This window comes from Sporosarcina sp. FA9, assembly GCF_051550205.1.
Taxonomy (GTDB): Bacteria; Bacillota; Bacilli; order Bacillales_A; family Planococcaceae; genus Sporosarcina.
In genome coordinates this window covers 3,010,996-3,030,900 of sequence record NZ_CP188819.1, presented here as the reverse complement: position 1 = coordinate 3,030,900, position 19,905 = coordinate 3,010,996, and the positions used below count along the sequence as shown (strand labels likewise).

General features: G+C 36.4%; 20 protein-coding genes. 12 read left to right on the top strand and 8 right to left on the bottom strand.

What is annotated here, in order from left to right:
• Positions 1-91: 91 nt before the first annotated feature.
• The 3 genes from ACP8HH_RS15465 (at position 92) to ACP8HH_RS15455 (ending at position 1,402) form a co-directional block, all read left to right on the top strand.
• Positions 92-796 (top strand): YkyB family protein, encoded by a 705-nt coding sequence (locus tag ACP8HH_RS15465; RefSeq protein WP_438312824.1) that lies wholly within the window; start codon positions 92-94, stop codon positions 794-796.
• A gap of 152 nt (positions 797-948) precedes the next feature.
• Positions 949-1,167 carry a hypothetical protein gene (locus ACP8HH_RS15460; RefSeq protein ID WP_438312822.1) on the top strand — a complete coding sequence of 73 codons (219 nt, stop codon included), beginning with the start codon at positions 949-951 and terminating at the stop codon, positions 1,165-1,167.
• A 1-nt stretch (position 1,168) separates the two neighbouring features.
• On the top strand, positions 1,169-1,402 hold the full coding sequence (locus tag ACP8HH_RS15455) for a hypothetical protein (protein ID WP_438312820.1): 234 nt from the start codon (positions 1,169-1,171) through the stop codon (positions 1,400-1,402).
• A 758-nt stretch (positions 1,403-2,160) separates the two neighbouring features.
• Here ACP8HH_RS15455 and ACP8HH_RS15450 read toward each other — a convergent pair.
• The gene (locus tag ACP8HH_RS15450) at positions 2,161-4,755 is read right to left on the bottom strand and encodes a M14 family metallopeptidase (RefSeq protein WP_438312818.1); all 2,595 of its coding nucleotides are present in this window, start codon (positions 4,753-4,755) and stop codon (positions 2,161-2,163) included.
• 585 nt (positions 4,756-5,340) lie between these two features.
• Between ACP8HH_RS15450 and ACP8HH_RS15445 the strand changes: the two genes are divergently transcribed.
• A complete protein-coding gene (locus ACP8HH_RS15445) occupies positions 5,341-6,009 on the top strand; it encodes a DNA alkylation repair protein (protein WP_438312817.1) in 669 nt (222 codons plus the stop codon).
• 555 nt (positions 6,010-6,564) lie between these two features.
• On the opposite strand, the gene ACP8HH_RS15440 is transcribed toward ACP8HH_RS15445, so the two are convergent.
• Positions 6,565-7,017: an SRPBCC family protein gene (locus ACP8HH_RS15440; RefSeq protein ID WP_438312815.1), complete on the bottom strand. Its 453-nt coding sequence runs from the start codon at positions 7,015-7,017 to the stop codon at positions 6,565-6,567.
• Positions 7,018-7,384: 367 nt separating this feature from the next.
• On the opposite strand from ACP8HH_RS15440, the gene ACP8HH_RS15435 reads away from it, so the two are divergent.
• The 6 genes from ACP8HH_RS15435 to ACP8HH_RS15410 all read left to right on the top strand — a co-directional run bounded on the left by ACP8HH_RS15435 (position 7,385) and on the right by ACP8HH_RS15410 (position 13,186).
• Positions 7,385-8,347, top strand: a complete 963-nt coding sequence (locus ACP8HH_RS15435; RefSeq protein ID WP_438312813.1) for an aromatic acid exporter family protein — start codon at positions 7,385-7,387, stop codon at positions 8,345-8,347.
• Positions 8,348-8,441: 94 nt separating this feature from the next.
• Positions 8,442-9,410, top strand: a complete 969-nt coding sequence (locus ACP8HH_RS15430; protein WP_438312811.1) for a threonine ammonia-lyase — start codon at positions 8,442-8,444, stop codon at positions 9,408-9,410.
• A 54-nt stretch (positions 9,411-9,464) separates the two neighbouring features.
• On the top strand, positions 9,465-10,130 hold the full coding sequence (locus ACP8HH_RS15425; RefSeq protein ID WP_438312809.1) for a GGDEF domain-containing protein: 666 nt from the start codon (positions 9,465-9,467) through the stop codon (positions 10,128-10,130).
• 48 nt (positions 10,131-10,178) lie between these two features.
• Positions 10,179-10,832, top strand: coding sequence for a M48 family metallopeptidase (locus tag ACP8HH_RS15420; RefSeq protein WP_438312807.1), 654 nt, complete (start codon positions 10,179-10,181; stop codon positions 10,830-10,832).
• Between the two features lie 200 nt (positions 10,833-11,032).
• A complete protein-coding gene (sstT, locus tag ACP8HH_RS15415) occupies positions 11,033-12,271 on the top strand; it encodes a serine/threonine transporter SstT (protein ID WP_438312805.1) in 1,239 nt (412 codons plus the stop codon).
• 201 nt (positions 12,272-12,472) lie between these two features.
• The gene (locus ACP8HH_RS15410) at positions 12,473-13,186 is read left to right on the top strand and encodes a VCBS repeat-containing protein (RefSeq protein ID WP_438312804.1); all 714 of its coding nucleotides are present in this window, start codon (positions 12,473-12,475) and stop codon (positions 13,184-13,186) included.
• A 77-nt stretch (positions 13,187-13,263) separates the two neighbouring features.
• Here the strand turns inward: ACP8HH_RS15410 and ACP8HH_RS15405 are convergent, their stop codons facing one another.
• Positions 13,264-13,611, bottom strand: coding sequence for a DUF378 domain-containing protein (locus ACP8HH_RS15405; protein ID WP_438312802.1), 348 nt, complete (start codon positions 13,609-13,611; stop codon positions 13,264-13,266).
• Between the two features lie 473 nt (positions 13,612-14,084).
• Between ACP8HH_RS15405 and menC the strand changes: the two genes are divergently transcribed.
• Together menC and ACP8HH_RS15395 are read left to right on the top strand one after the other, a co-directional pair.
• Positions 14,085-15,200, top strand: a complete 1,116-nt coding sequence (gene menC / locus ACP8HH_RS15400) for an o-succinylbenzoate synthase (protein WP_438312799.1) — start codon at positions 14,085-14,087, stop codon at positions 15,198-15,200.
• Between the two features lie 171 nt (positions 15,201-15,371).
• Entirely contained in the window at positions 15,372-16,286 is a 915-nt protein-coding gene (locus ACP8HH_RS15395) for a DMT family transporter (RefSeq protein ID WP_438312796.1), read from the top strand.
• A 24-nt stretch (positions 16,287-16,310) separates the two neighbouring features.
• On the opposite strand, the gene ACP8HH_RS15390 is transcribed toward ACP8HH_RS15395, so the two are convergent.
• The 5 genes from ACP8HH_RS15390 to ACP8HH_RS15370 are packed head-to-tail and all read right to left on the bottom strand — an operon-like array spanning position 16,311 to position 19,879.
• Complete coding sequence (locus tag ACP8HH_RS15390) at positions 16,311-17,111, bottom strand: TatD family hydrolase (protein ID WP_438312793.1); 801 nt, start codon at positions 17,109-17,111, stop codon at positions 16,311-16,313.
• Positions 17,095-17,826 (bottom strand): ABC transporter ATP-binding protein, encoded by a 732-nt coding sequence (locus tag ACP8HH_RS15385; protein WP_438312790.1) that lies wholly within the window; start codon positions 17,824-17,826, stop codon positions 17,095-17,097. Before ACP8HH_RS15385 ends, ACP8HH_RS15390 begins: the two co-directional genes overlap by 17 nt.
• Positions 17,819-18,592 (bottom strand): ABC transporter permease, encoded by a 774-nt coding sequence (locus ACP8HH_RS15380; protein ID WP_438312787.1) that lies wholly within the window; start codon positions 18,590-18,592, stop codon positions 17,819-17,821. Before ACP8HH_RS15380 ends, ACP8HH_RS15385 begins: the two co-directional genes overlap by 8 nt.
• On the bottom strand, positions 18,589-18,879 hold the full coding sequence (locus ACP8HH_RS15375; RefSeq protein ID WP_438312784.1) for a thiamine-binding protein: 291 nt from the start codon (positions 18,877-18,879) through the stop codon (positions 18,589-18,591). The genes ACP8HH_RS15380 and ACP8HH_RS15375 overlap by 4 nt, the downstream gene beginning before the upstream one ends.
• A gap of 13 nt (positions 18,880-18,892) precedes the next feature.
• Positions 18,893-19,879: an ABC transporter substrate-binding protein gene (locus ACP8HH_RS15370; protein WP_438312781.1), complete on the bottom strand. Its 987-nt coding sequence runs from the start codon at positions 19,877-19,879 to the stop codon at positions 18,893-18,895.
• Positions 19,880-19,905: the final 26 nt, after the last annotated feature.

Sequence of the window (19,905 nt, the reverse complement as noted above, 5' to 3'; positions counted from 1 at the left end):
GCCTTCTAATGACTGAATAAATAGATTAGTAATGTTAAAAGTGGCCTAATTTACTAAACTTAAATCACTAAAAGTGAGGAGGAATTGGAAAATGGGAAAACCGCATTTTGTTGGGTGGAATAGGGTGGGGGAAGGTTATTACACAAAAACCACATTAAATACAGAGTTTGGACTAAAACCATTAGACGAGAGTGAAAATGATGCAACCTTGATGGCTATGACTCCAGCAGGCTGGAAAAAGTTCAATCTTTTTCATATTAATAATACAATCGAAATTAAAAGAAGGAAAGTCAGGGAGCTGGAGATTAATAATTTGAACATTGCGGAAGCACTATATACAATCAACAAATCTGCAAAAATAAGTAGAGATACCAAAACTGAAAGCTATTCCAAAGGAGAGCATAGCGTTGTTAAACGCAGCAAAACTAGGCAGGAGAAGTTGTATCAACTGAAAGATAGTGTCATCAGGAAGTTATTAAATGAAGATAAAGCAAAGGTTTCAGGGTTTCATAAACAAAAAAGTCAATGGAATGAAAAATACCACTATTTAATTCTTATTGAGTTTGAAGGTTTTAGTTTTCATCTACCAGCCACTGAAGTAGACAATCTAAAAGAGCTAGGGGAAATACAAATTATTTCAGCGGAGAAAACTAGATCCGTAAATATCAAGTTCTTTGAGTCAGTAAATTTACTGGAAAAATTTATTCAACAAGAAGAAGTTGAACAAATTGGAAAGATATTTGAACGCTTGGAAGCCTATCTGACTGCATCGACTATAAAGGATGTAGCTGTTTAAATATTCTGTTATGTAATAGAAATCCAAGAAAAACAAAAACAACTTAATTAGGATTGTTCAAAATGAACATTAAAATAAATTCTTATAATTACATTAGCATCACATCCTATTTGAAAATCCGCATCTAGGCTATACCAGATGCGGATTTTAATATGCTTTTCAATCTACAATTTTGGACATTCAGGGATGCGGTTCTTCATTTCTATACACATGAAGTGATTTATAAGAAAAAGCCTGAAGAAGAATCGCTTCAATATAGTCGTGATTTACGTGTGATTCTTGATGCGTGGCCAAGTAAACCAGAAAGTGTCGAGTTATCATTCGAAACTTATTTGTATAAGATTCTACATGCAAATCGAGGAGGAGAGTAAAATGAGTTCATCATTTTTATACGCGAGAAGAACGGGGATAAAGGGAACTTCTATTTTACCTTTATCTAAAGTTGAAGCGATTAACGTCATGAAGTCGAATCGTGGAATTGATTTTCAGCTAGGTGTTTTGGGCGGAGCTGATTTACAATCGGTTATGAGGGTATACGGTGAGTTTGCTCCTTATACGAAAGTTAACAGCGTTCAAGAACTTTTGGGATCAATGGCTTCATCATAAAGTTGGACTGGTTGCTTCTGAATAAGAGGCAATCAGTTTTTTAAATAAATGTTTAGTTTTAATCTGAGCTTTGAAAGATATCCGTGCATAAGAAATCTAGGTGAATACACGCACTTCTCATTATTTGTCTACGTCAGCACTCCTCACACGTGGAGTGTGTGGCTTGGTTGTCACTTTGATTTGAAGCTCCAAAATAAACCCTTTTACTTAATAAAAAATTCACACCATCTATTTTCAACTTTTTATAACAAGGGTCTTTACCCAAAATCTCTTTGACCCTTGCCATTCCTGACTCTATCCTCTCTTTCACTCGACAATCTTTATTATTTAAATCGAGAAAAACGTGATCGGAAATGTGTGAAAACGAGGGGGAGGTAGCGTGGCTTTATTTTAACGAAAAGTCAAAAATGCGGGTTGGGATAGGGTAAAGATACAACGGATTGTTTTAAATGGACAGGACTGTAACCCCCCAAAAAAATTGACATACTTCATTATGAAAAATAGGCAATGAACAATTGATAGAACATAATAATATAGTAGGGAAAGAAATTTATAGTATAAATGGCCAACCAGAATCTTGATGAATCTGGTGGAAATAAAAAGGTGGAAAGTTCATATCCAGTTGAATAAACAAGTTTTTTTCCTAAACACATTTTATTGAAATAAGGTACCAGCCCCCCATTTAAGTAATGCTTAATAACACCGGGAGGACAAGGCACCTTTTTTTAATGGCTCATTTCTCTCTCAAAACATTTATCCTACGAATCAAAGATGCAATTGGCTATGAAGCGATAGCTGTTATGCGTATGTGCTCTAAAGGCCAGGTCATTGGCGAAAAGGTTGAAAGTTGTATTCTTTAAGGTGTGGGTCAAGGCAAGTATTTGTCCTTTTCCATTTTCGTGTCCAGGCCACCATCCAGATACAAAGAAATCATTACTATTACTGAAGGAAGCAAGTACTACGGCTCCCGCGGGTACTGAAGTAATCCACATTCCAGAAGTAGTAAAAAGAATTTCATCGGTCTGATAGCCAGAGGTAAGCAGGTGGTTCTTGATTATTGCTTTGACTAAGCCTTCATGGCCATTTTTCGTGTAGTTTATATTAAAACCAGGCAGTAATCCTCTACTTTGGACAGCTTTTAATGTATCAAACCCAATTCCTACAAATACTTTTCCAGGTAAATTCGATACAAGGATGCTGCTGCTATCGCTAACAATTACGTCGGCATCCGCTTGTTTGACCATTTCAAAGCCAAGCTCCGAAACTGTAAACTTCAATTGAGTGGACCCAGTGACAGCTACTTTCGGCTGCTTCAAGTGCATTGTCTTTACAGGAATGGAAGTATATAAATATTTAGCTATGAAGTAATAGTTCTTGCCGAAATTCTGTAAATCTTTTGTTCGGACAATAAAATCGCCTTTATTTATTAATCCTCTTGTTTCAAGTGCCTTTTCAACAATGGCCCCATTCTTTAGAAGATTGTTTACAAGTTTAATTGTGTCATTATTTGTATTAGATAACACATGGAAGGGTGCTTTTGTGTGAATAAAACCTTTAGGAAGCGCCGTACTCCTAATTCTAATACTATTTTGATTAAAAGCATCATTATTGCGAATTTCATGTACCGTAAATCCTCTTAAATCTGGTAAATTTACTATCGTTGAATCATACATCGCTTCCCAGTCTGAAACATCATCACCTTTATATAGCATGGCATTGGCTACCCCGCGTTTTGACTGTTTCATAGGAATAACGAAAGTCCCTTTTGTATAAGTGATCCCGTTTACTACAGTATTTTTTGTTAGTTTTTCTACCTTTACGCCATTACGCAATAAATATTGGACCATTTTATAAGCTTCTAATTTATTTTCTTGTTGTTTTGGACCAATGGGAATCACATAGTAATCGGGGAAGAAGTTTGTATGCTTACCTCTTATTCTTCCAATGGATTTTCCTGAAGCATTCACAAAATACTTATCGACTGAACGATTATCCTCACCATTTACGCCGCGCTTAAAGATTTCAAGCTGATTTTTATACAATTGATCTTTATTTTCATTTACAAAAAGGACGGCTCCCAGCCCAATGCCTACCATTGCATGAAACCCATCTTGACTCAATGTTGGAATTTCAATTGTATGACCAAGCGAACCATGCAGCATAGCATACATTGGTGTATAGCCGACAGACATATCGTCCCAACCGTTTTTATAATCTAGTGCTGGAATGACATAGGACTTAAAGTCAGAGTTTCCTAATCCCGCTTCCCCCATAGAACGAGCCTGTCTGATCATATTATTGTAAAGCAAATCGTATTCATAGTTTGGATTATGGGGAGGAGTGGTTGGTTCAATTAAGAATCTACCAATATATCCATGCATATCTAGGAATGAGAGGGGAGTCCATTTGGCAATTTCCTGGGTGACAAGAATTGTTTCGGGCTGAGTTTGAAAATGGTTGTCGCGGTTTAAGTCAAAGCCATTTGCGTTTCTTCTACTATTCGCAGCTCTTCCATCAGGATTATTTGTAAACATGAATAGAAAAATGGCATTATTAAGAATTTCGTTCACGTTAAGGGTTATTGTTTCCTTTCTGCCATTTTGAACTGTATGAACCGCAATCCTATCCTCAAGGGCAATCTTTCTCAATAATTCAACTTGAGCATCGGGCCCTTCAATTTCATCGGGATGAATATTATTAAACCAAATGGGAATCTGATATTCACCGACTAAGCCGTTATCCAGTTGATTTATCAATTTCTCAGGTTGTTCTAATGCCGTTGGAAGTGTGACATTTAAATATCTGTCAACTGTAGCTTTACTCTTTGCCAAAATAACAAAATGAAGATCTCTACCTTGTACGGACTTTCCAAGACTTTGGTATTTAAGGTATCGATTATTTTTTTTATAAGCTTGTTTAAAGATTTGATCTATTTCCGGCTTTAGTTCATGATGAAAAAGGAATTCATCATAGATATTTAGCTGGATAGTAGCAGAAGCCTTAATCTTTGTTCGCGGATCAATCATAGCTAATTCATAACTTCCAATAAACTGTTGATATTGTGTTCGAATGGATCTCTCGGCAAGACTCTCTCTATTAAATAGAAGATCAAACTTTAAGGTGGCTTTGACAATCCCAGTACCTCCAATAAAGTGAGGTTTTTCGACGATTGTAATAAAGGGATTTCCGTTAAAACTTGACCCGCTTGTCCATTTTTTCCACTCAGAGAGACTCTTTCCGCCAAATTGAAACTCCAATTGACTTAAATCAATATTCCTACCCATATCTACCTGCACTTCAACAGTTCTTACTTCCGTAAGTGAAAATAAAGACCTGCTAACCTTAAGTTGCATAATAACATTTTCCTTTCACGTATAATAATTTTATTAGAGTAGTATATTCGGAAAAACCTGAGAGGTGAATTTAAAATAAATTTCAACAGAATACTATATGCCTGTATTAGGGCTGATTTTTACCCCGAAAGCTTCTTGTAATGTCATAGGTTCGCTTGTTAAACGGAATCCTTCACCCAACCAGCCTGAAACATGTTTTTACAAGTAGGAGGTCAACAGTTTACTTGACAGGATTAAGTCCCACGGGTGCGACGTTCTACCCCGACTATCATTATAATAAGACCATATGAAAAAAGGTCAACCAGAAAAAATCTGGCTAACCTTATATTACGAACGGGTGCGTTTCTTTAAAAAGGAATGCTCTATTCGTATCCAAATAAAAGGAAGTAAATGTTTTAATTAATTAAAGATGGTTGCTCTTCTATTATAGGTGGAGAAAGCTTTAATACGATATATGCTACAATATTAAAAAAGGTAACCTTTGGAGGCACACCACTGCAATAAGCCTTATAATGAAATTAAGTTCAGATATATCCCGTCAAGGACATAATATGAAACAGTGCTTTAAGAAAGGAGTTGTATAAAATGACTGAAAATAAAGGTACAGAAATAAAACGCTCTTCAAAAGCAGAAAATATTCTAACTCAGATCAATAGTAAAACTAAGCTAGGCGACTTACGAAAAATCGCGAAGAACATTAAAAAAGATCACAAACTAGCTATGGAACTTTGGTCAACCGAAGAGTTTTTGCCCAGGCTATTAGCAATCTTAATTATGGACAAAAAACTTCTTTCACAAGATGTTCTAAATAAGCTTGATAAGGATATGGAGACTCACACTTTTGATGAGCGAAATAACTTAATGGATTGGTTAATGGCTAATCAGCTCACAAAAGACAAGAAGAAAATTGCATTGATGGAGTCATGGGAGGATAGTCCTTCTGCTCTACAAAGGCGAGCTTTCTGGTATTATCAAGGGCGATTGAGATGGACTGGACAAACACCTCCTGATAACACCGCAGACTTGCTATCTGCATTAGAAGCTAATATTACACAGGAAGAACCGGAAGTTCAATGGGCTATGAATTTCACCGCAGGCTGGATAGGCGTTTATGATGAAAAGAATCGTGCACGTTGTATTAAATTTGGTGAGAAAACGGGTCTTTGCAAAGATGAAATAGTAGCAAAAGGATGTACTCCCAGCTATTTGCCGGAGTTCATTACGATTGAAGTTAACAAACGACATAATAATTAGTTACCTCTGAAAAATTCATAGGGGTTTGATGCAAAAAATAAAGGAATCCAAAGCCTTAATATGAATATAGTTATTAATTTGAAAATTAATGTTAGCATAATAATAGAAAATGTAACAGTTTGTGATTTTTTCACTTAGACTAAAGAACAATTATATATAGTATACGATCTTAAATATTGATGTAGTGCACCCTTTACCTTTGTTTATATGTAATCATAGATAAGCGGTTAAGGACTTGACTTTAAGCCTCTGTGGGTATGATTGGTCCTGAAAGGCTGAAGCAGGTGTTTCAGCAGGCAAGCCAGCTGCCTTCAGGTAAAATAACAATATGGGGGAATAGATCCACGCAAAATCATACTTCCGCGAAAATCTATTAGTCTGTGATGATAACACATGTTGAGTGTGTTTCTTGGTTGGAGTTTGTTTAATCACTTATCAAATATACTGAAGTTAAAAAGTTGTCTACTCTCTGGGCAGACAACTTTTTTACAAGAAATTTATTCAGATACTATAAATATTCCCGTTAAAATTAACGGGAATACTGATATCAGTGAACTATTGCGTTTCACAAGATTTTTTTATATCTTCGAGATCTACTTCAAGTAATTTTGTCATTGATTTCTTCATGAAAGTTCCGAAGACTCCACTCATGATTTTAGCCATCAAACTTGAAGCTTGACCCTCAAAAGACATCTCAAGAGTTACGACACCATTATTCTCTTCAGTAATGTTTAGACGGGACAGGTAGATGGCACCGTGACTTTCAGCTCTCGTCTGATAATAATCGTACTTCTTACTGTGAGTCACCCACATAACTTCCTCAGCTTCTTTTCCAAACATCCTTCTAGTTTCTTTCCACTTCAATCCAACAAGGTTATCCCCAGCTGGGTTTAGGATTTCAATTTTGATAATCCCACTGATGACATTGACTGAGTTTTCAATATCGGCAATCACTTCCCATACTTTTTCTTTAGTGCTGTTGATGTTTATTTTTGCTGAAACTTTCATATGTGAGCCTCCATATATTTTATGAGGAAATCTTCTTAGTAAAATTATATCCTAATGAGAGCTGTATATCTATAAGGTGCCCTCTTTTTGCTCGGCCTGTCGCTTTATTAAATAAAAAATAAAAGTGCCTGTTTCTAAAACAATTAGTTTTTTTGAAACAGGCACTTTGTAAATTTGGAAATACCTACGCTCGGATGTATATCACGATTCATTATCGACGTGTTAAACTATAGGTAGATGAACTTTGAGGAATAGTCCGAAAACTATTCTTGGAATATACTACAAATGTATGGATATTCATCGAAGCTGATGTCAACCAGTTATGGTGTGCAGGGATTTACATAGAAAAAATTAGGATGGTGCTTACATGGTTGGTATGGGCTATCGGACGATTAAAACAGCCGTAGGGGCAGGGCTGGCGATGTGGATTGCGAGTTTGTTGGATTTGGAATTTGCAACATTTGCAGCAATTATTGTTATAATGTGTATCGAGAAAACGAAGAAAAAGACATTAATTACAATAAAGGATAAATTCTTTGCCTCTCTTTTATCTTTGATTCTTGGTGCGTTATTGTTTGAACTATTAGGTTATAACCCCATTGTTTTTTCCATATTCATTTTATTTTTTGTTCCAATTCTTGTAAGAGCTCGTATCCAGAGTGGTTTTGTCACAAGTATGGTTGTCGTATTACATGTTTATACGGTAAGGGATGCTAACTGGACTATGTTTCTGAACGAGCTCTATATTATTTTCATCGGTATGGGAATTGCTCTTCTCGTCAATAGTTTCATGCCAAGTTTCAAGCGAGATATTGAAAACTTTAAGAAGGAGATTGAACAAAAGTTTGAAGTTATTCTCTTTGAATTCTCTGCACATTTAAGGGATGGTATGCGAAGCTGGGATGGAAAGGAAATACTAGAGGTAGAAGAATTGATTAATGAATCCAAAAGTATTGCCATTCAAGATGTAGAAAATCATCTGTTACGAAAACAAAATAAAGATTATTATTATCTGGAAATGCGTGCGGATCAACTGGAACTTCTGAAACAGATGATGAAAATCATTGCTGTTTTCTCTTCATCTAGCCTAGACGTCGAACAGAAAGAAATGTTTGCAGAGTTCCTAGAAAACTTAAGTCGGAACGTTCATTCTGGAGATACAACGGACATTTCATTAAACAAGCTAGAGGAATTAAGTGCCTTGATTCGTGATATGGAGTTGCCGAAGATAAGAGAAGAATTTGAAGTGAGAGCGAATTTGTTTTATTTGATTTTTGAAATGAACAATTACTTAAATATAAAGAGAAAACTTTTTGAGAAAAAAGATTGATAGTGGAATTGATTTTCATTAAGATGAATTTTATCCTAATACAAAAGTGATCTAGTTTCTTAGAATCAATAACTTTAGAAGGGAGAGAAATAGTATGACAATCGATATAAATCTTGAAGGAGTGTTGGAGGCAAGGGAGAGGATAAAGAAACATATAATAAGAACTCCTCTTTTAAGAATTCCTGCACTGGATAGTATTTTAAATTGTCAGGTGTATTTAAAGCCGGAAAATCTACAACATACAGGATCATTTAAATTAAGAGGAGCATTCAACAGTCTCCTTGCGTTAACTGAATTGGAAAAAGAATGTGGAGTTGTTTGTTCATCAAGTGGAAACCATGCACAAGGCATTGCCTGGGCCGCAAAAGAACTAGGCATTAGCGCGAAAATAGTAATGCCTGAAAACTGTAATCCAGTTAAACTTAAAAATGTCCAATCCTTTGGGGCAGAGGTACTTTTAATAGGAACGGTGTCTTCTGTTCGGGACAAAGCTGTAAAAGAAATAGTTAAAAATGAGGGAAGGACAGAAATACACCCTTATGCTAATAAATATGTAAAAGAAGGTCAAGGAACAATAGCATTAGAAATATTTGAAGATGAACCGGATATAAATATAATCGTTGCTCCTATAGGCGGCGGTGGTTTAATCTCGGGTGTGTCTGTGGCCGCTAAATCCCTAAATCCAAAAGTAAAGGTGATAGGTATAGAACCTACAGGTGCAAGTAGATACAGTAAAAGTCTTAGCGCCAATAAACCAATAAAACTAGATGAAACAGATACTATAGCTGATGGAACTAGAACGGACCAAGCTGATCAAAACAACTTTGAAATCATAAAAAAGTATGTTGATGAAGTTAAATCTGTAGATGATGAAGAAATAAAAGATGCTATGAGACTTATAGTGAAAAAAGGCAAGATGGTAATCGAACCATCGTCTGCAATGGCTATAGCAGCATTTATGAATATGGATTTTGGCACTACTACAGATGATAAAGTTTGTTTTGTATTATCTGGTGGTAACAACGATATTGAGTTTTTAGCAAACATATTAAGTGAACAATAAAATGTGAAGGTGTATGGTAATGTAAACAAAGGGAAATTGTGCGTGAGGGTGGGAATGATGGGGTACAAGGGTAGAGTTTTTGCTGTAGGTGTAGTCATTATGTTCAATATTCTTCGGTATTATTATTACCATCAATATATGGGCCTTAAATTTGAACCGAACTTTTTTATCTTGACGGTTATTTTTTTAACGGTAGCCTTTATAGGTGGTAAACAATATGATTTGGCTAAGTTTTACGCTGAGAGAGACCCACTGACGAATACCTATAATCGACGTGTAGTTGAGAAGGTGTTTAATAAAAAAGTTTCAAGTTGTAAAAATAAAAAACAGAAGCTTGCTATTGTACTTATAGATTTGAACAATTTCAAAGAAATCAATGATGAATTTGGTCATAAAACGGGAGACGAGTTGTTAAGATTCGTTGCTGATATCCTAAAAAAGAATGCGAAGAAAAATGATGTCATCGTACGTTGGGGTGGTGATGAATTTGTGCACATCATCCCCAATATTAAGCCGGACTTCAAACTTGATTATATTCATACGTTAAATAATGAGTTAACACTTAATGAAATACCGTCCATGGGAGCATCAATTGGTATCGCAATCTTTCCGGATGAAGGAGAAGACTTCGAGACGTTAATTCAACAAGCGGATATGGCGATGTACGAAATGAAATCACACTTCAGTCATGATAGAGTACCTGTCGCTCCTAAGATATGAATATTAAAAGTCGTTATTTAAGAAGAATTAATGTAAATGAGGGTCGTTATGAAAGTTGAATTTGAAAATGAAATAATTGAGTTTAATGTGAAGTATGGAAAAGGGAAGAAGCTAACGATTCATATAGATTCTTACGGCTTCATTACGCTTAAAGCACCAAATGGCACGAGTAAAGAAATGATAACGAGTGCAGTAGTGGGTAAAGGGAAATGGATACTTGAAAAAACGAATGAAATTAAGGCATCTCAGGTTACTACGAACATCAGAGAGTATCATGACGAAGGAACTTTCCTATATTTAGGAAAAGAGCATCTTCTTCATGAATTAATGGAGATTGGTGAGTACGATGAAGAGATGCTGAAAAATAATCTCAAAAAATTCTATTTCGCGAACTGCAAGAAGATTATAGAAAAACGCATAAAGATATATGAAGAAAAACTGAAAGTGAAATCTAAAAGCATTGAAATTATTGAGTCAAAACGCAAGTGGGGGAGCTGTAATTCTCAGAAAAACTTGACCTTTAATTATCGTCTAGCAATGGCTCCGATTGAAGTCATTGACTACGTAATCATTCATGAACTCTGTCATTTACTACATATGAATCATGATCGTTCATTTTGGAGACGCGTTGGAAGCGTTATGCCGGACTATAAAGAAAAAGAGAAGTATTTGGAAAGACATGGACAGTCCATGTCTTTTTAATCTGGGAAAAACTCTGCTTTGGTATAATGTGGAACAGCATGGCACAATAGAATATAGCGTAAATCCATCAATGAAATTATTTAACTAAATAATTAAATTGTACTATTTCTAATAAATCAGTACAATACTATTAATTAGAAATATGAATAACTGAGTAAAGGAAATACTGCAATACAAATTGAAAGAGTGGGGGAACAACTATGAAAAGCATAATGAAACAGTGGAATAAATTGACCCTAGTCAAACAAATTATAATAGGTTTAGTTGTTGGTATCGCTCTTGCACTAACAATTCCAGAAGTTGCACAACCAATTGTGATTTTTGGTGCCATATTTGTAGGTGCTTTGAAAGCAATTGCGCCCGTTTTGGTTCTGTTCTTAGTTATTTCGGCAATCGCTCAACATAAAAAAGGGCATAAAACAAATATGAAATCCGTTCTAACTCTTTATCTTACAGGAACATTTTTAGCAGCAGTAGTCGCTGTTGTTGTTAGTTTTATGTTCCCTGTAAATATTACTCTTGTAGCGGGTGCAGAGGGAGTAACGCCTCCTAGCGGTGTTGTTGAGGTACTGAAAACACTCCTTATGAACATCGTAGACAACCCAGTTAATGCGATTGTTACTGGAAATTATATCGGTATTTTAGCCTGGGCGGTTGTTCTTGGTCTTGCATTGAAAAATGCCGCTGAATCTACAAAAATGGTGATTTCAAACGTTTCAGATGCAATTACTAAAGTTGTTACATGGATTATTAAATTAGCACCTTTAGGAATTATGGGTCTGGTGTTCGAGTCTATTACAACTAGTGGACTGGATGCATTACTAGGCTATGGTAAATTACTCGCCGTACTGGTGGGATCTATGTTAATCGTGGCTTTTGTTGTCAATCCTATCCTAGTATATATTTATATTAGGCAAAATCCGTATCCAATTGTTCTTAAATGTTTAAGAGAAAGCGGTATTACAGCATTCTTCACACGTAGTTCGGCGTCAAATATTCCTGTAAATATGCGGTTATGTGAAAATCTTGGATTGAATAAAGACAGTTATTCAGTTTCTATTCCATTAGGCGCAACAATCAATATGGGTGGTGCTTCTGTTACTATTTCAGTATTAACTCTAGCTGCTGTTCATACACTTGGAATTCCAGTGGATCTTCCTACAGCAATCATTCTGAGCGTATTAGCTGCTGTAAGTGCTTGTGGTGCTTCAGGAGTTGCAGGCGGATCATTACTCCTAATTCCGTTAGCTGCTAGCTTATTTGGAATACCGGCTGACGTCGCTATGCAAGTGGTTGGTGTAGGCTTTATCATCGGTGTTCTCCAAGACTCCTTTGAGACAGGACTTAATTCATCAACGGATGTGCTTTTCACTGCGGCGGCAGAGTATAAAGAATGGCGTAAAGAAGGAAAGACAATTGAATTCAATAAAGTAAACTAAATAAGATTTTTCTTTTCTGAAATAGAACTGCACCTTGGAAAGTTAGAGTTCACTAACAATCCAAGGTGCAGTTTTTTTATTTATTCGTACATTAATTATAGTAAGCATATGGCAATTATCTAGTTATTTTACAACGAGTAGCAATCCCCCAAGTAAGTCATAGGATAGGTATATCATATTCATTCTGAAAAGGGGTATCCTATGAATCCTACTAATTCTGCGGGAATGATGAGTCAGCCAAGTATTGTTGCGTTTGCTCAAGGGGACGTCACCGGGGATAGAATAATCGATCACGTATATTTAACGGGCACAAAAACTCCGGATAGCCCATTTACTCAAAATATAACCCTTCACATTAAGGACGGAAAAACAGGCATCACAACAAGTATCCAATTAGGTGATAACGTAGGCTATAATCCTTCCTTACTTTTGGGCGATTTTACTGGGAATGGCGTAGATGAAATATTGATAGGTATTGCTACGGGCGGCAGTGGTGGAATTATAATTTATTACATTGTTTCTTTTGTCGGAAATAGAGCGAGATTACTTTTTGATTATAATGTGTATAATAATCAATACCAATACGATGTTATGTACCTAGACAATTACAAAGTTGAAGTGATCAGCAAGGCGAATGATAAAAAGTATATCATCGACCTAACTACAAAAGGACCGGAATATTTAAATGAAATATACGATAAAAATGGCAAACTAAAAAGCCCGATAACAGGTTTTGTGGATCCTTTAAGTGGCTTATACCCGATAGATTTTGATTCGAATAAAGTGTTTGAGTTGTTAGCCTATCAAAAAATTGCCGGAAGATATCATGCGGATTCTTTAGGGTATATTTTAAATACTTTAAGTTGGAAAGAGAATCGATTTATATTGCAAAATCAGTATTTAGCTATTTTTTGATCTAAAAATCTGTGCAAATCAACAAAAAACGAATATTCCCTTACAATGCTGATTAGACATTATAAGGGAATGTTTTTTTACTTTTTCTTGGGTGTGTTGCCTTTGTGTTTATTGACATTTGGTTTCTTTTTCTTGGGTTCTTTCGGTTTTGTAAAATCGGGTTCCTCGCCGAATTCCGTATTGTAGTTAAGATCCTTATGGACATGCCGGGTTGAATCCACCTCTACCTCTTCTATAGGTTTAAACAACTGAGCTAGGCAAGCCAGTCCACTTATTCCAACTAGGCCAAAGATTACCCTAGACAAAAATGCATCTTGTCCACCAAAAATAGACGACACTAAATCAAACCTGAAAAAACCAATAAGTCCCCAGTTAATTGCACCAATAATAACTAGAGCCAAAGCAATTCGTTGAATAGTTCCCACTAATGAACACCTCCTTTGCTATTTAAATCTTTGTAAATAGACTGCCCTATTTATAAAGATTCGTTATTATCTTTAGCCAAAATCAATTTTTTATGAAAAAATTTTAAAAAATGAACAAAAGCCGAAAAAATGGGAATGCATCCAATTACTAACTTAATTTTATTTTGAAGGCAGTATATTTTTTAAAAAACTATTTTATTCTAATAATATAAGCGGAAAGTTTAATTGATAATTAGAAAGATTTGGTTTACACTTGGGTGGAATGTTCTACAGTTAACGACTATTTATGGACGAGTTTTCCGGGAAAATCTTCTTGTCCTAAAACCCGGATATATTTGCCGATTATCAAGTCTGGAACAAAATAACAATTACTTTAACACGTGTAAACGTAGAAGGCATGAGTTTTTTACACGGATTCATCTTAAGTAATATCGAGAAGAAATAAGTGGGTAAAAAAACAGGGGGCATATCAAATGCGTATCGAGAAAATTGTAGTACGAAAACTAAAAATGGATTATAAATTTCCTTTCGAAACAAGTTTTGCCAGAACGACAGATCGGGAACTGTTAATAATTGAAGCCTATAGTGAAGGCCTTGTCGGCTACGGGGAGTGTGTTGTAAGTGCGGATCCGTATTACAGCGAGGAAACAGTTGGAACTGCTTCGCATATTATAGAGGAATTTCTAGTACCGCTCGTATTTAGCAAAGACCAAATTTCACATCCTGATGAAATCAATAAGGATTTTAGCCGTATTCGCCGAAATAATATGGCAAAATCCGCAATTGAAGGAGCGTTATGGGACTTATATGCGAAAAAGAAAAACATTACTTTGACCGAAGCGGTAGGCGGTAAAAGAAAGAAAATAGAAGTCGGCGTAAGCATCGGAATACAAGAAACATTAGAAGAGTTATTTGAACAAGTTCAAGATAGTTTAGACAAAGGTTTTAATAAAATCAAAATGAAAATCAAGCCCGGTAAGGATATTGAAATACTCCGAGCTGTTCGAGAGAAGTTTGGGGATATTCCATTGATGGCAGATGCCAATTCTGCTTATACATTGGATGATATTGAACTTTTCAAGGAAATGGATAGTCTTAACTTAATGATGATTGAGCAACCATTGGCACACGACGATATTATTAAACATGCAACTTTACAAAAAGCAATTACAACACCAATCTGTTTAGACGAAAGCATTCATTCATTGGAAGATGTTCAAAATGCGATTGAACTTGGAAGTTGTAAAATCATTAATATCAAAATTGGACGAGTAGGTGGTATTTCGGAAGCGATAAAAATACATGACTACTGCGAAGAGAAAAACATTCCAGTATGGTGCGGTGGGATGCTCGAGTCAGGAATTGGTCGTGCGCATAATATCGCAATCACAACATTGGAGAATTTCACAATTCCAGGTGACACAGCTCCTTCTTCAAGATATTGGCATAAGGATATCATCACACCTGAAGTTGTTATGGATGAAGAAGGTTATATTCACGTTCCAGAACAACCGGGAATTGGTTTTGATATTGATCAAGAAGCGTTGGAAAAAGTTACAATAGATATTAAAACATATACAAATAGTTAATTACGAGATTAGATAGATATCATCTGCACGATGGTATACTTTTTAAATAAAGCGTCAAAGCAATCTTCATTTGCTTCGACGCTTTTGTTGTTTTTTTACGATGGGAACTACTAACGAAGCAAACATACACTAAGATAATACACGTTCAAATTCAAATTAAGGAAGTGAGACGTGAATCGGCTATTTACGAAAACGAATGGAGGACTTTTACTATTAGTCTGCATCTGGGGTATAAGTTGGCCGATTTATAAACTAGCCGTGCCTCATAGTCCTCCACTTCTGTTTGCCGGACTGCGTGCATTATTCGGAGGTTTATTATTAGCCGTAACATTATATAAAATACGCAACAAAATAAAATGGCGTACCAATTGGTCTAAGTATTGTATATCCGCATTGTTTAATACAGTTTTATTCTTTGGATTTCATACAGTGGGATTAATGTATTTACCGGGAGGACTTTTTTCAGTTCTTGTGTATTTTCAGCCTGTGTTACTTGGATTGTTTGCCTGGTTATGGCTTGGAGAAAATATGACAGCCCTTAAGCTAGTAGGTTTACTCATTGGTTTCATTGGAATTATCATCGTAAGTATTGATGGGCTAATTGTTCATATATCCGTCATTGGAGTTGTATTAGGGCTTCTGACAGCATTCGTATGGGCGCTTGGAGTTGTTTATATTAAAAAGGTTGGGAACGATGTAGATGCTTACTGGATGGTTGCGCTGCAATTTACCATTGGGGGATTCGTACTTCTCATAACTGGAACTTCATTTGAAAGTTGGGCGGCAATTAATTGGAACGGGATTTTCTTATTCGGACTTGGATTCGGTGCAACAATGGGGATACCTGTCGCCTACGTGATTTACTACACACTTGTAAAGGCAGGAGAGGCAAGTAAAGTAGGTTCTTTCACATTTCTCGTTCCAGTCATATCGGTTTTTGTAGGGGTCCTGTTTTTAGGTGAACCCGCCACTTTTACACTCATCGCGGGGCTTTTATTAGTCGTTTTAAGCATATATATGGTGAATTCTAATGGATATAAATGGATTGATAATTACGAAAAGTACTTAAGCAAATTTCGTTCTTAATTGCTTAAGTACTTTTTAATCGAGTCAGAAATTATAAAAGGTTTTTGTATTTCCATAAACTTTTTCGTATACGTCATTCAAATCCATTTTCTTTATGTACGCAATTGTTGCTATGGAGCGGTGCAGCATTTTTGGATGCGTGACCTGATTTCTAAAAGGTCCCGTGAAGGGCCAAGGTCCATCGGTTTCTACCATCATTTGTTCAATTGGATAGCGCTTAATTAGGGACTGTATTTCCTGTTCATACACGGAATCCGGTGTAACCGAAATGAAGTAACCATTTTCAATCATTCGTTCAATTGTTGAAACGGAACCCTTAAACCAATGAAAATGAGCCTTTTTTAGAGAATGTCTTTCAAGCAAATCACAAGTCGTATCCGCATCCTCATATACAGAGTGAAGAACAATTGGTTTGTTCCAAGCACCCGCTTTACGAATGAATAGTTCAAGAGCTTCAATATATGGCTCAAGTGGAAGAGCGGGATTACTTTCCTTCATATAATAGGGAAGTCCAACTTCTCCAATCGCAACCATCTTATTTTTATTTAATTCCATAAATGAAATTAATTCCTGAAGTTCGCTTTCGGTAGGTATGTCTTGTTCTGGATGAAAGCCGAATGCGGAATGGACTCCGCTATGAGCTTCCGATAGTTTTAAATTACGGATACTTGAAGCAAGGTTCATCGAAATGCTAATTACATCGGTGAGGTCTGACGCTGGAGCTTCCAAATAGTCAATAATCGTTTTCTGACCGGTCGCATCGTATTGGTCGAGATGGATATGTGCATCAATTATTGAGTGCGTCCTATTAACTTCGTAATTCATTATGAATCTCCCTTTTCAATTTCATGAACTCATCACTTAGTAATAAATCTTCGGTACGTGGACGAGAAAAGGGTACACTGATTTCTTTTTTGATGGAAGCAGGTTTATCTGAAAGAATTAGAATTCTGTCTGATAAAAAAAGTGCTTCCTCAATATTATGTGTAATAAAAAGAATTGATTTTTGGTATTCCTTCCAAATGGATAACAACCATTCCTGCATTTCAAAACGAGTGAATTCATCTAATGCTGAAAAGGGCTCATCTAAACAAATAAGGGACTGTGGACTGTTGAGGCTGCGAATGAACGCAACGCGTTGTTTCATTCCACCAGACAGTTGGTTTGGATAAGCATCTTCATATCCACTAAGACCTGCCTTTTCAATAAGTTCCAAAGCATTACCAGCATCTTTTTTACCGGCAATTTCGGAACTTAACAAAACATTCTTCAGAATGGTTCGCCAAGGAAAGAGCGATGGGTTTTGGGGCATATAACTAATATGTCCGCGAGTATTGATAAGGTTTTTCCCGTCCAATGTTATCGTGCCGCTATCGGGAGCGAAAAGACCACCAATCAGTTGAAATAAAGTACTTTTACCACTGCCTGAAGGTCCAACAATCGTGACAAATTCACCTTCATTCACATGAAATGATACGTCTTGAAGTACTTTGGTTGGCTCATATGATTTTGATATATGCTGTAAATGTAATTTACCCATCTAGTGAATTACCTCCTTGCCGCTGCCATTTCAGCACCCACTTTTCAATCAATGCAATGATTGCAAAAAAGGTCAGACTTAATATCATAATTAAAAAAATTGCTACAAAAACACGATCTGTTTTAAATGAAGACGAAGCAAGTGTCATATATACGCCAATCCCTTTACCTGAACCAAGCCATTCGGAAATAACCGCACCCATAACGCTATAAGTACCTGCAATTTTTAAACCTGAAAAAATAGAGGGTAAGGCATGTGGCCACTGAAGCTTCCAAAATATTTGTCGATTCGATGCACCGGTCATTTTCATATAATGCAGTAGATCTTTATCGGTTTGTCGAAATCCATCAAGTGTTGCAATGGTAACTGGAAAAAAGCAGACAAGCACAATTACAATTACTTTAGGCAACATTCCGAAACCAAACCAAATGACAAGTAAAGGTGCTAAAACGATAATGGGTATATTTTGGGACAAAATAAGCAATGGATAGAATGCTTCCTGAAGTGCTGGAAGCCTAAATAAAAAAATTGCGACTATGAGCCCGACGCTGATTCCAATTGCATATCCGGTTAAAGTGAGACGGATTGTGGACACGATATGCCCCGAATAATGCATCCATCCATGAATTGCCTCTTGCCATACTTGTGAAGGAACAGGGAGTAGCCATACGGGAATATCCAAAATACGACCTGCCATTTCCCACAAGATAAGTAAGAAGAGGAGGACCGATAATGGCCTCCATCCTCTCTGTAAAATAGACTTCAACGGTATTTTTCTGTTAATGCATTCATAGACGCTCCGTCAGGTCTATAGAAGATTTTCACTTGTGAAATGATGCTTAGTGAGCCTAATTCAATCATTCGATCATTCATTTTCTGGACAATCCCTAACAGCTCCGTCAAGTTACCTTCCATCGTCGTTTCGAGTGGAGAAACTTGGTACGGGACTCCTGCTTCAATAATCACAGCAATGGCAGCATCGACATAGGGAATTACATCCTCGCCATTTGGTGTTTTCGGTATAATTTGGATACTTACTAATGCGTTTGTCACTTAAAATTCCTCCTTATTTGGGTAAAAACTCATTTGTAAAAGCATCTTCTGGAATAAACTCTCCATCGAGTAAGCTGTTTTCATTCATCCAGTCTGCATAGTCTTTCCAAACTTCAAGTTTTTGTTCACCCCATCTTGCAGCATCTTCTTTATATTTTGGTGAAATCCATTGTTGACTCGCTTTCACAAGTTCTTCGTCAAGATCAGGAACAGCTTTCGTTAAAATTGTAGCGGCCTCATCCGGGTTGTCAATTGCAAACTCATATCCTCTTGAAATTGCTTTGACAAAAGCACGAACGGTCTCTGGATTCTCACTAATCATTTTTTCATTTGTAATAAAAACAGGTGTGTAATAATCGAGCTTTTTTGTGTAGTCCTTCAGGTATTGCATATTTAAGTCAATTCCACGAAGTTCCGCTTCAATTCCGGTCCATGCATAGTAAATCCACGCAAAGTCAATATCACGCTCAATTGCGGTGAAGAAGTCGGAGTTTCCCATATTGATGAACTCAACTTTTTTGACATCCGCATTTTCCGGTTCCATCAAAGAGGAAATTATGGCTTCTTCTACTGGGGCCCCCCAACCACCATACGTTTTACCTTCATAATCTTTTGGAGATTCTATGCCGTCTTTCTTCAAGGAAGCAAACCCCGAAGTATTGTGTTGAAGAATTGTTGCGATGGACACGATTGGAATATCTTGTACACGTGCTTCTGTAATGGATTCTTGTGCACTGATTCCGAACTGTGCTTTACCAGCAGCTACGAGTTGGTCTGCACCCGCTTCGCCAGGAAGCATAATTTCCACATCAAGACCTTCTTCTTCAAAAAAGCCTTGTTCTTTCGCTATATATAAGCCGGTGTGGTTCGTATTTGGTGTCCAGTCCAATACAAATTGGACCTTTTCCAATTTCCCGTCTTGCTCAGTTTCTTTACTCTTCTCTGTTGTACATGCCGTAAGTAACAAAGTGAGCATGATGAACGCCATAATCTTTTTCAATTCATTTCCTCCTAATAAATTCATAG

Excerpts from the sequence above, each read along its gene's own strand:
- menC (WP_438312799.1), top strand. The coding sequence starts at position 14,085 with ATGCGTATCGAGAAAATTGTAGTACGAAAACTAAAAATGGATTATAAA.
- ACP8HH_RS15440 (WP_438312815.1), bottom strand. The coding sequence starts at position 7,017 with ATGAAAGTTTCAGCAAAAATAAACATCAACAGCACTAAAGAAAAAGTA.
- ACP8HH_RS15435 (WP_438312813.1), top strand. The coding sequence starts at position 7,385 with ATGGTTGGTATGGGCTATCGGACGATTAAAACAGCCGTAGGGGCAGGG.
- ACP8HH_RS15450 (WP_438312818.1), bottom strand. The coding sequence starts at position 4,755 with ATGCAACTTAAGGTTAGCAGGTCTTTATTTTCACTTACGGAAGTAAGA.
- ACP8HH_RS15430 (WP_438312811.1), top strand. The coding sequence starts at position 8,442 with ATGACAATCGATATAAATCTTGAAGGAGTGTTGGAGGCAAGGGAGAGG.
- ACP8HH_RS15385 (WP_438312790.1), bottom strand. The coding sequence starts at position 17,826 with ATGGGTAAATTACATTTACAGCATATATCAAAATCATATGAGCCAACC.
- ACP8HH_RS15445 (WP_438312817.1), top strand. The coding sequence starts at position 5,341 with ATGACTGAAAATAAAGGTACAGAAATAAAACGCTCTTCAAAAGCAGAA.
- ACP8HH_RS15410 (WP_438312804.1), top strand. The coding sequence starts at position 12,473 with ATGAATCCTACTAATTCTGCGGGAATGATGAGTCAGCCAAGTATTGTT.
- ACP8HH_RS15420 (WP_438312807.1), top strand. The coding sequence starts at position 10,179 with ATGAAAGTTGAATTTGAAAATGAAATAATTGAGTTTAATGTGAAGTAT.
- ACP8HH_RS15460 (WP_438312822.1), top strand. The coding sequence starts at position 949 with ATGCTTTTCAATCTACAATTTTGGACATTCAGGGATGCGGTTCTTCAT.
- ACP8HH_RS15390 (WP_438312793.1), bottom strand. The coding sequence starts at position 17,111 with ATGAATTACGAAGTTAATAGGACGCACTCAATAATTGATGCACATATC.
- sstT (WP_438312805.1), top strand. The coding sequence starts at position 11,033 with ATGAAAAGCATAATGAAACAGTGGAATAAATTGACCCTAGTCAAACAA.
- ACP8HH_RS15455 (WP_438312820.1), top strand. The coding sequence starts at position 1,169 with ATGAGTTCATCATTTTTATACGCGAGAAGAACGGGGATAAAGGGAACT.
- ACP8HH_RS15425 (WP_438312809.1), top strand. The coding sequence starts at position 9,465 with ATGATGGGGTACAAGGGTAGAGTTTTTGCTGTAGGTGTAGTCATTATG.
- ACP8HH_RS15465 (WP_438312824.1), top strand. The coding sequence starts at position 92 with ATGGGAAAACCGCATTTTGTTGGGTGGAATAGGGTGGGGGAAGGTTAT.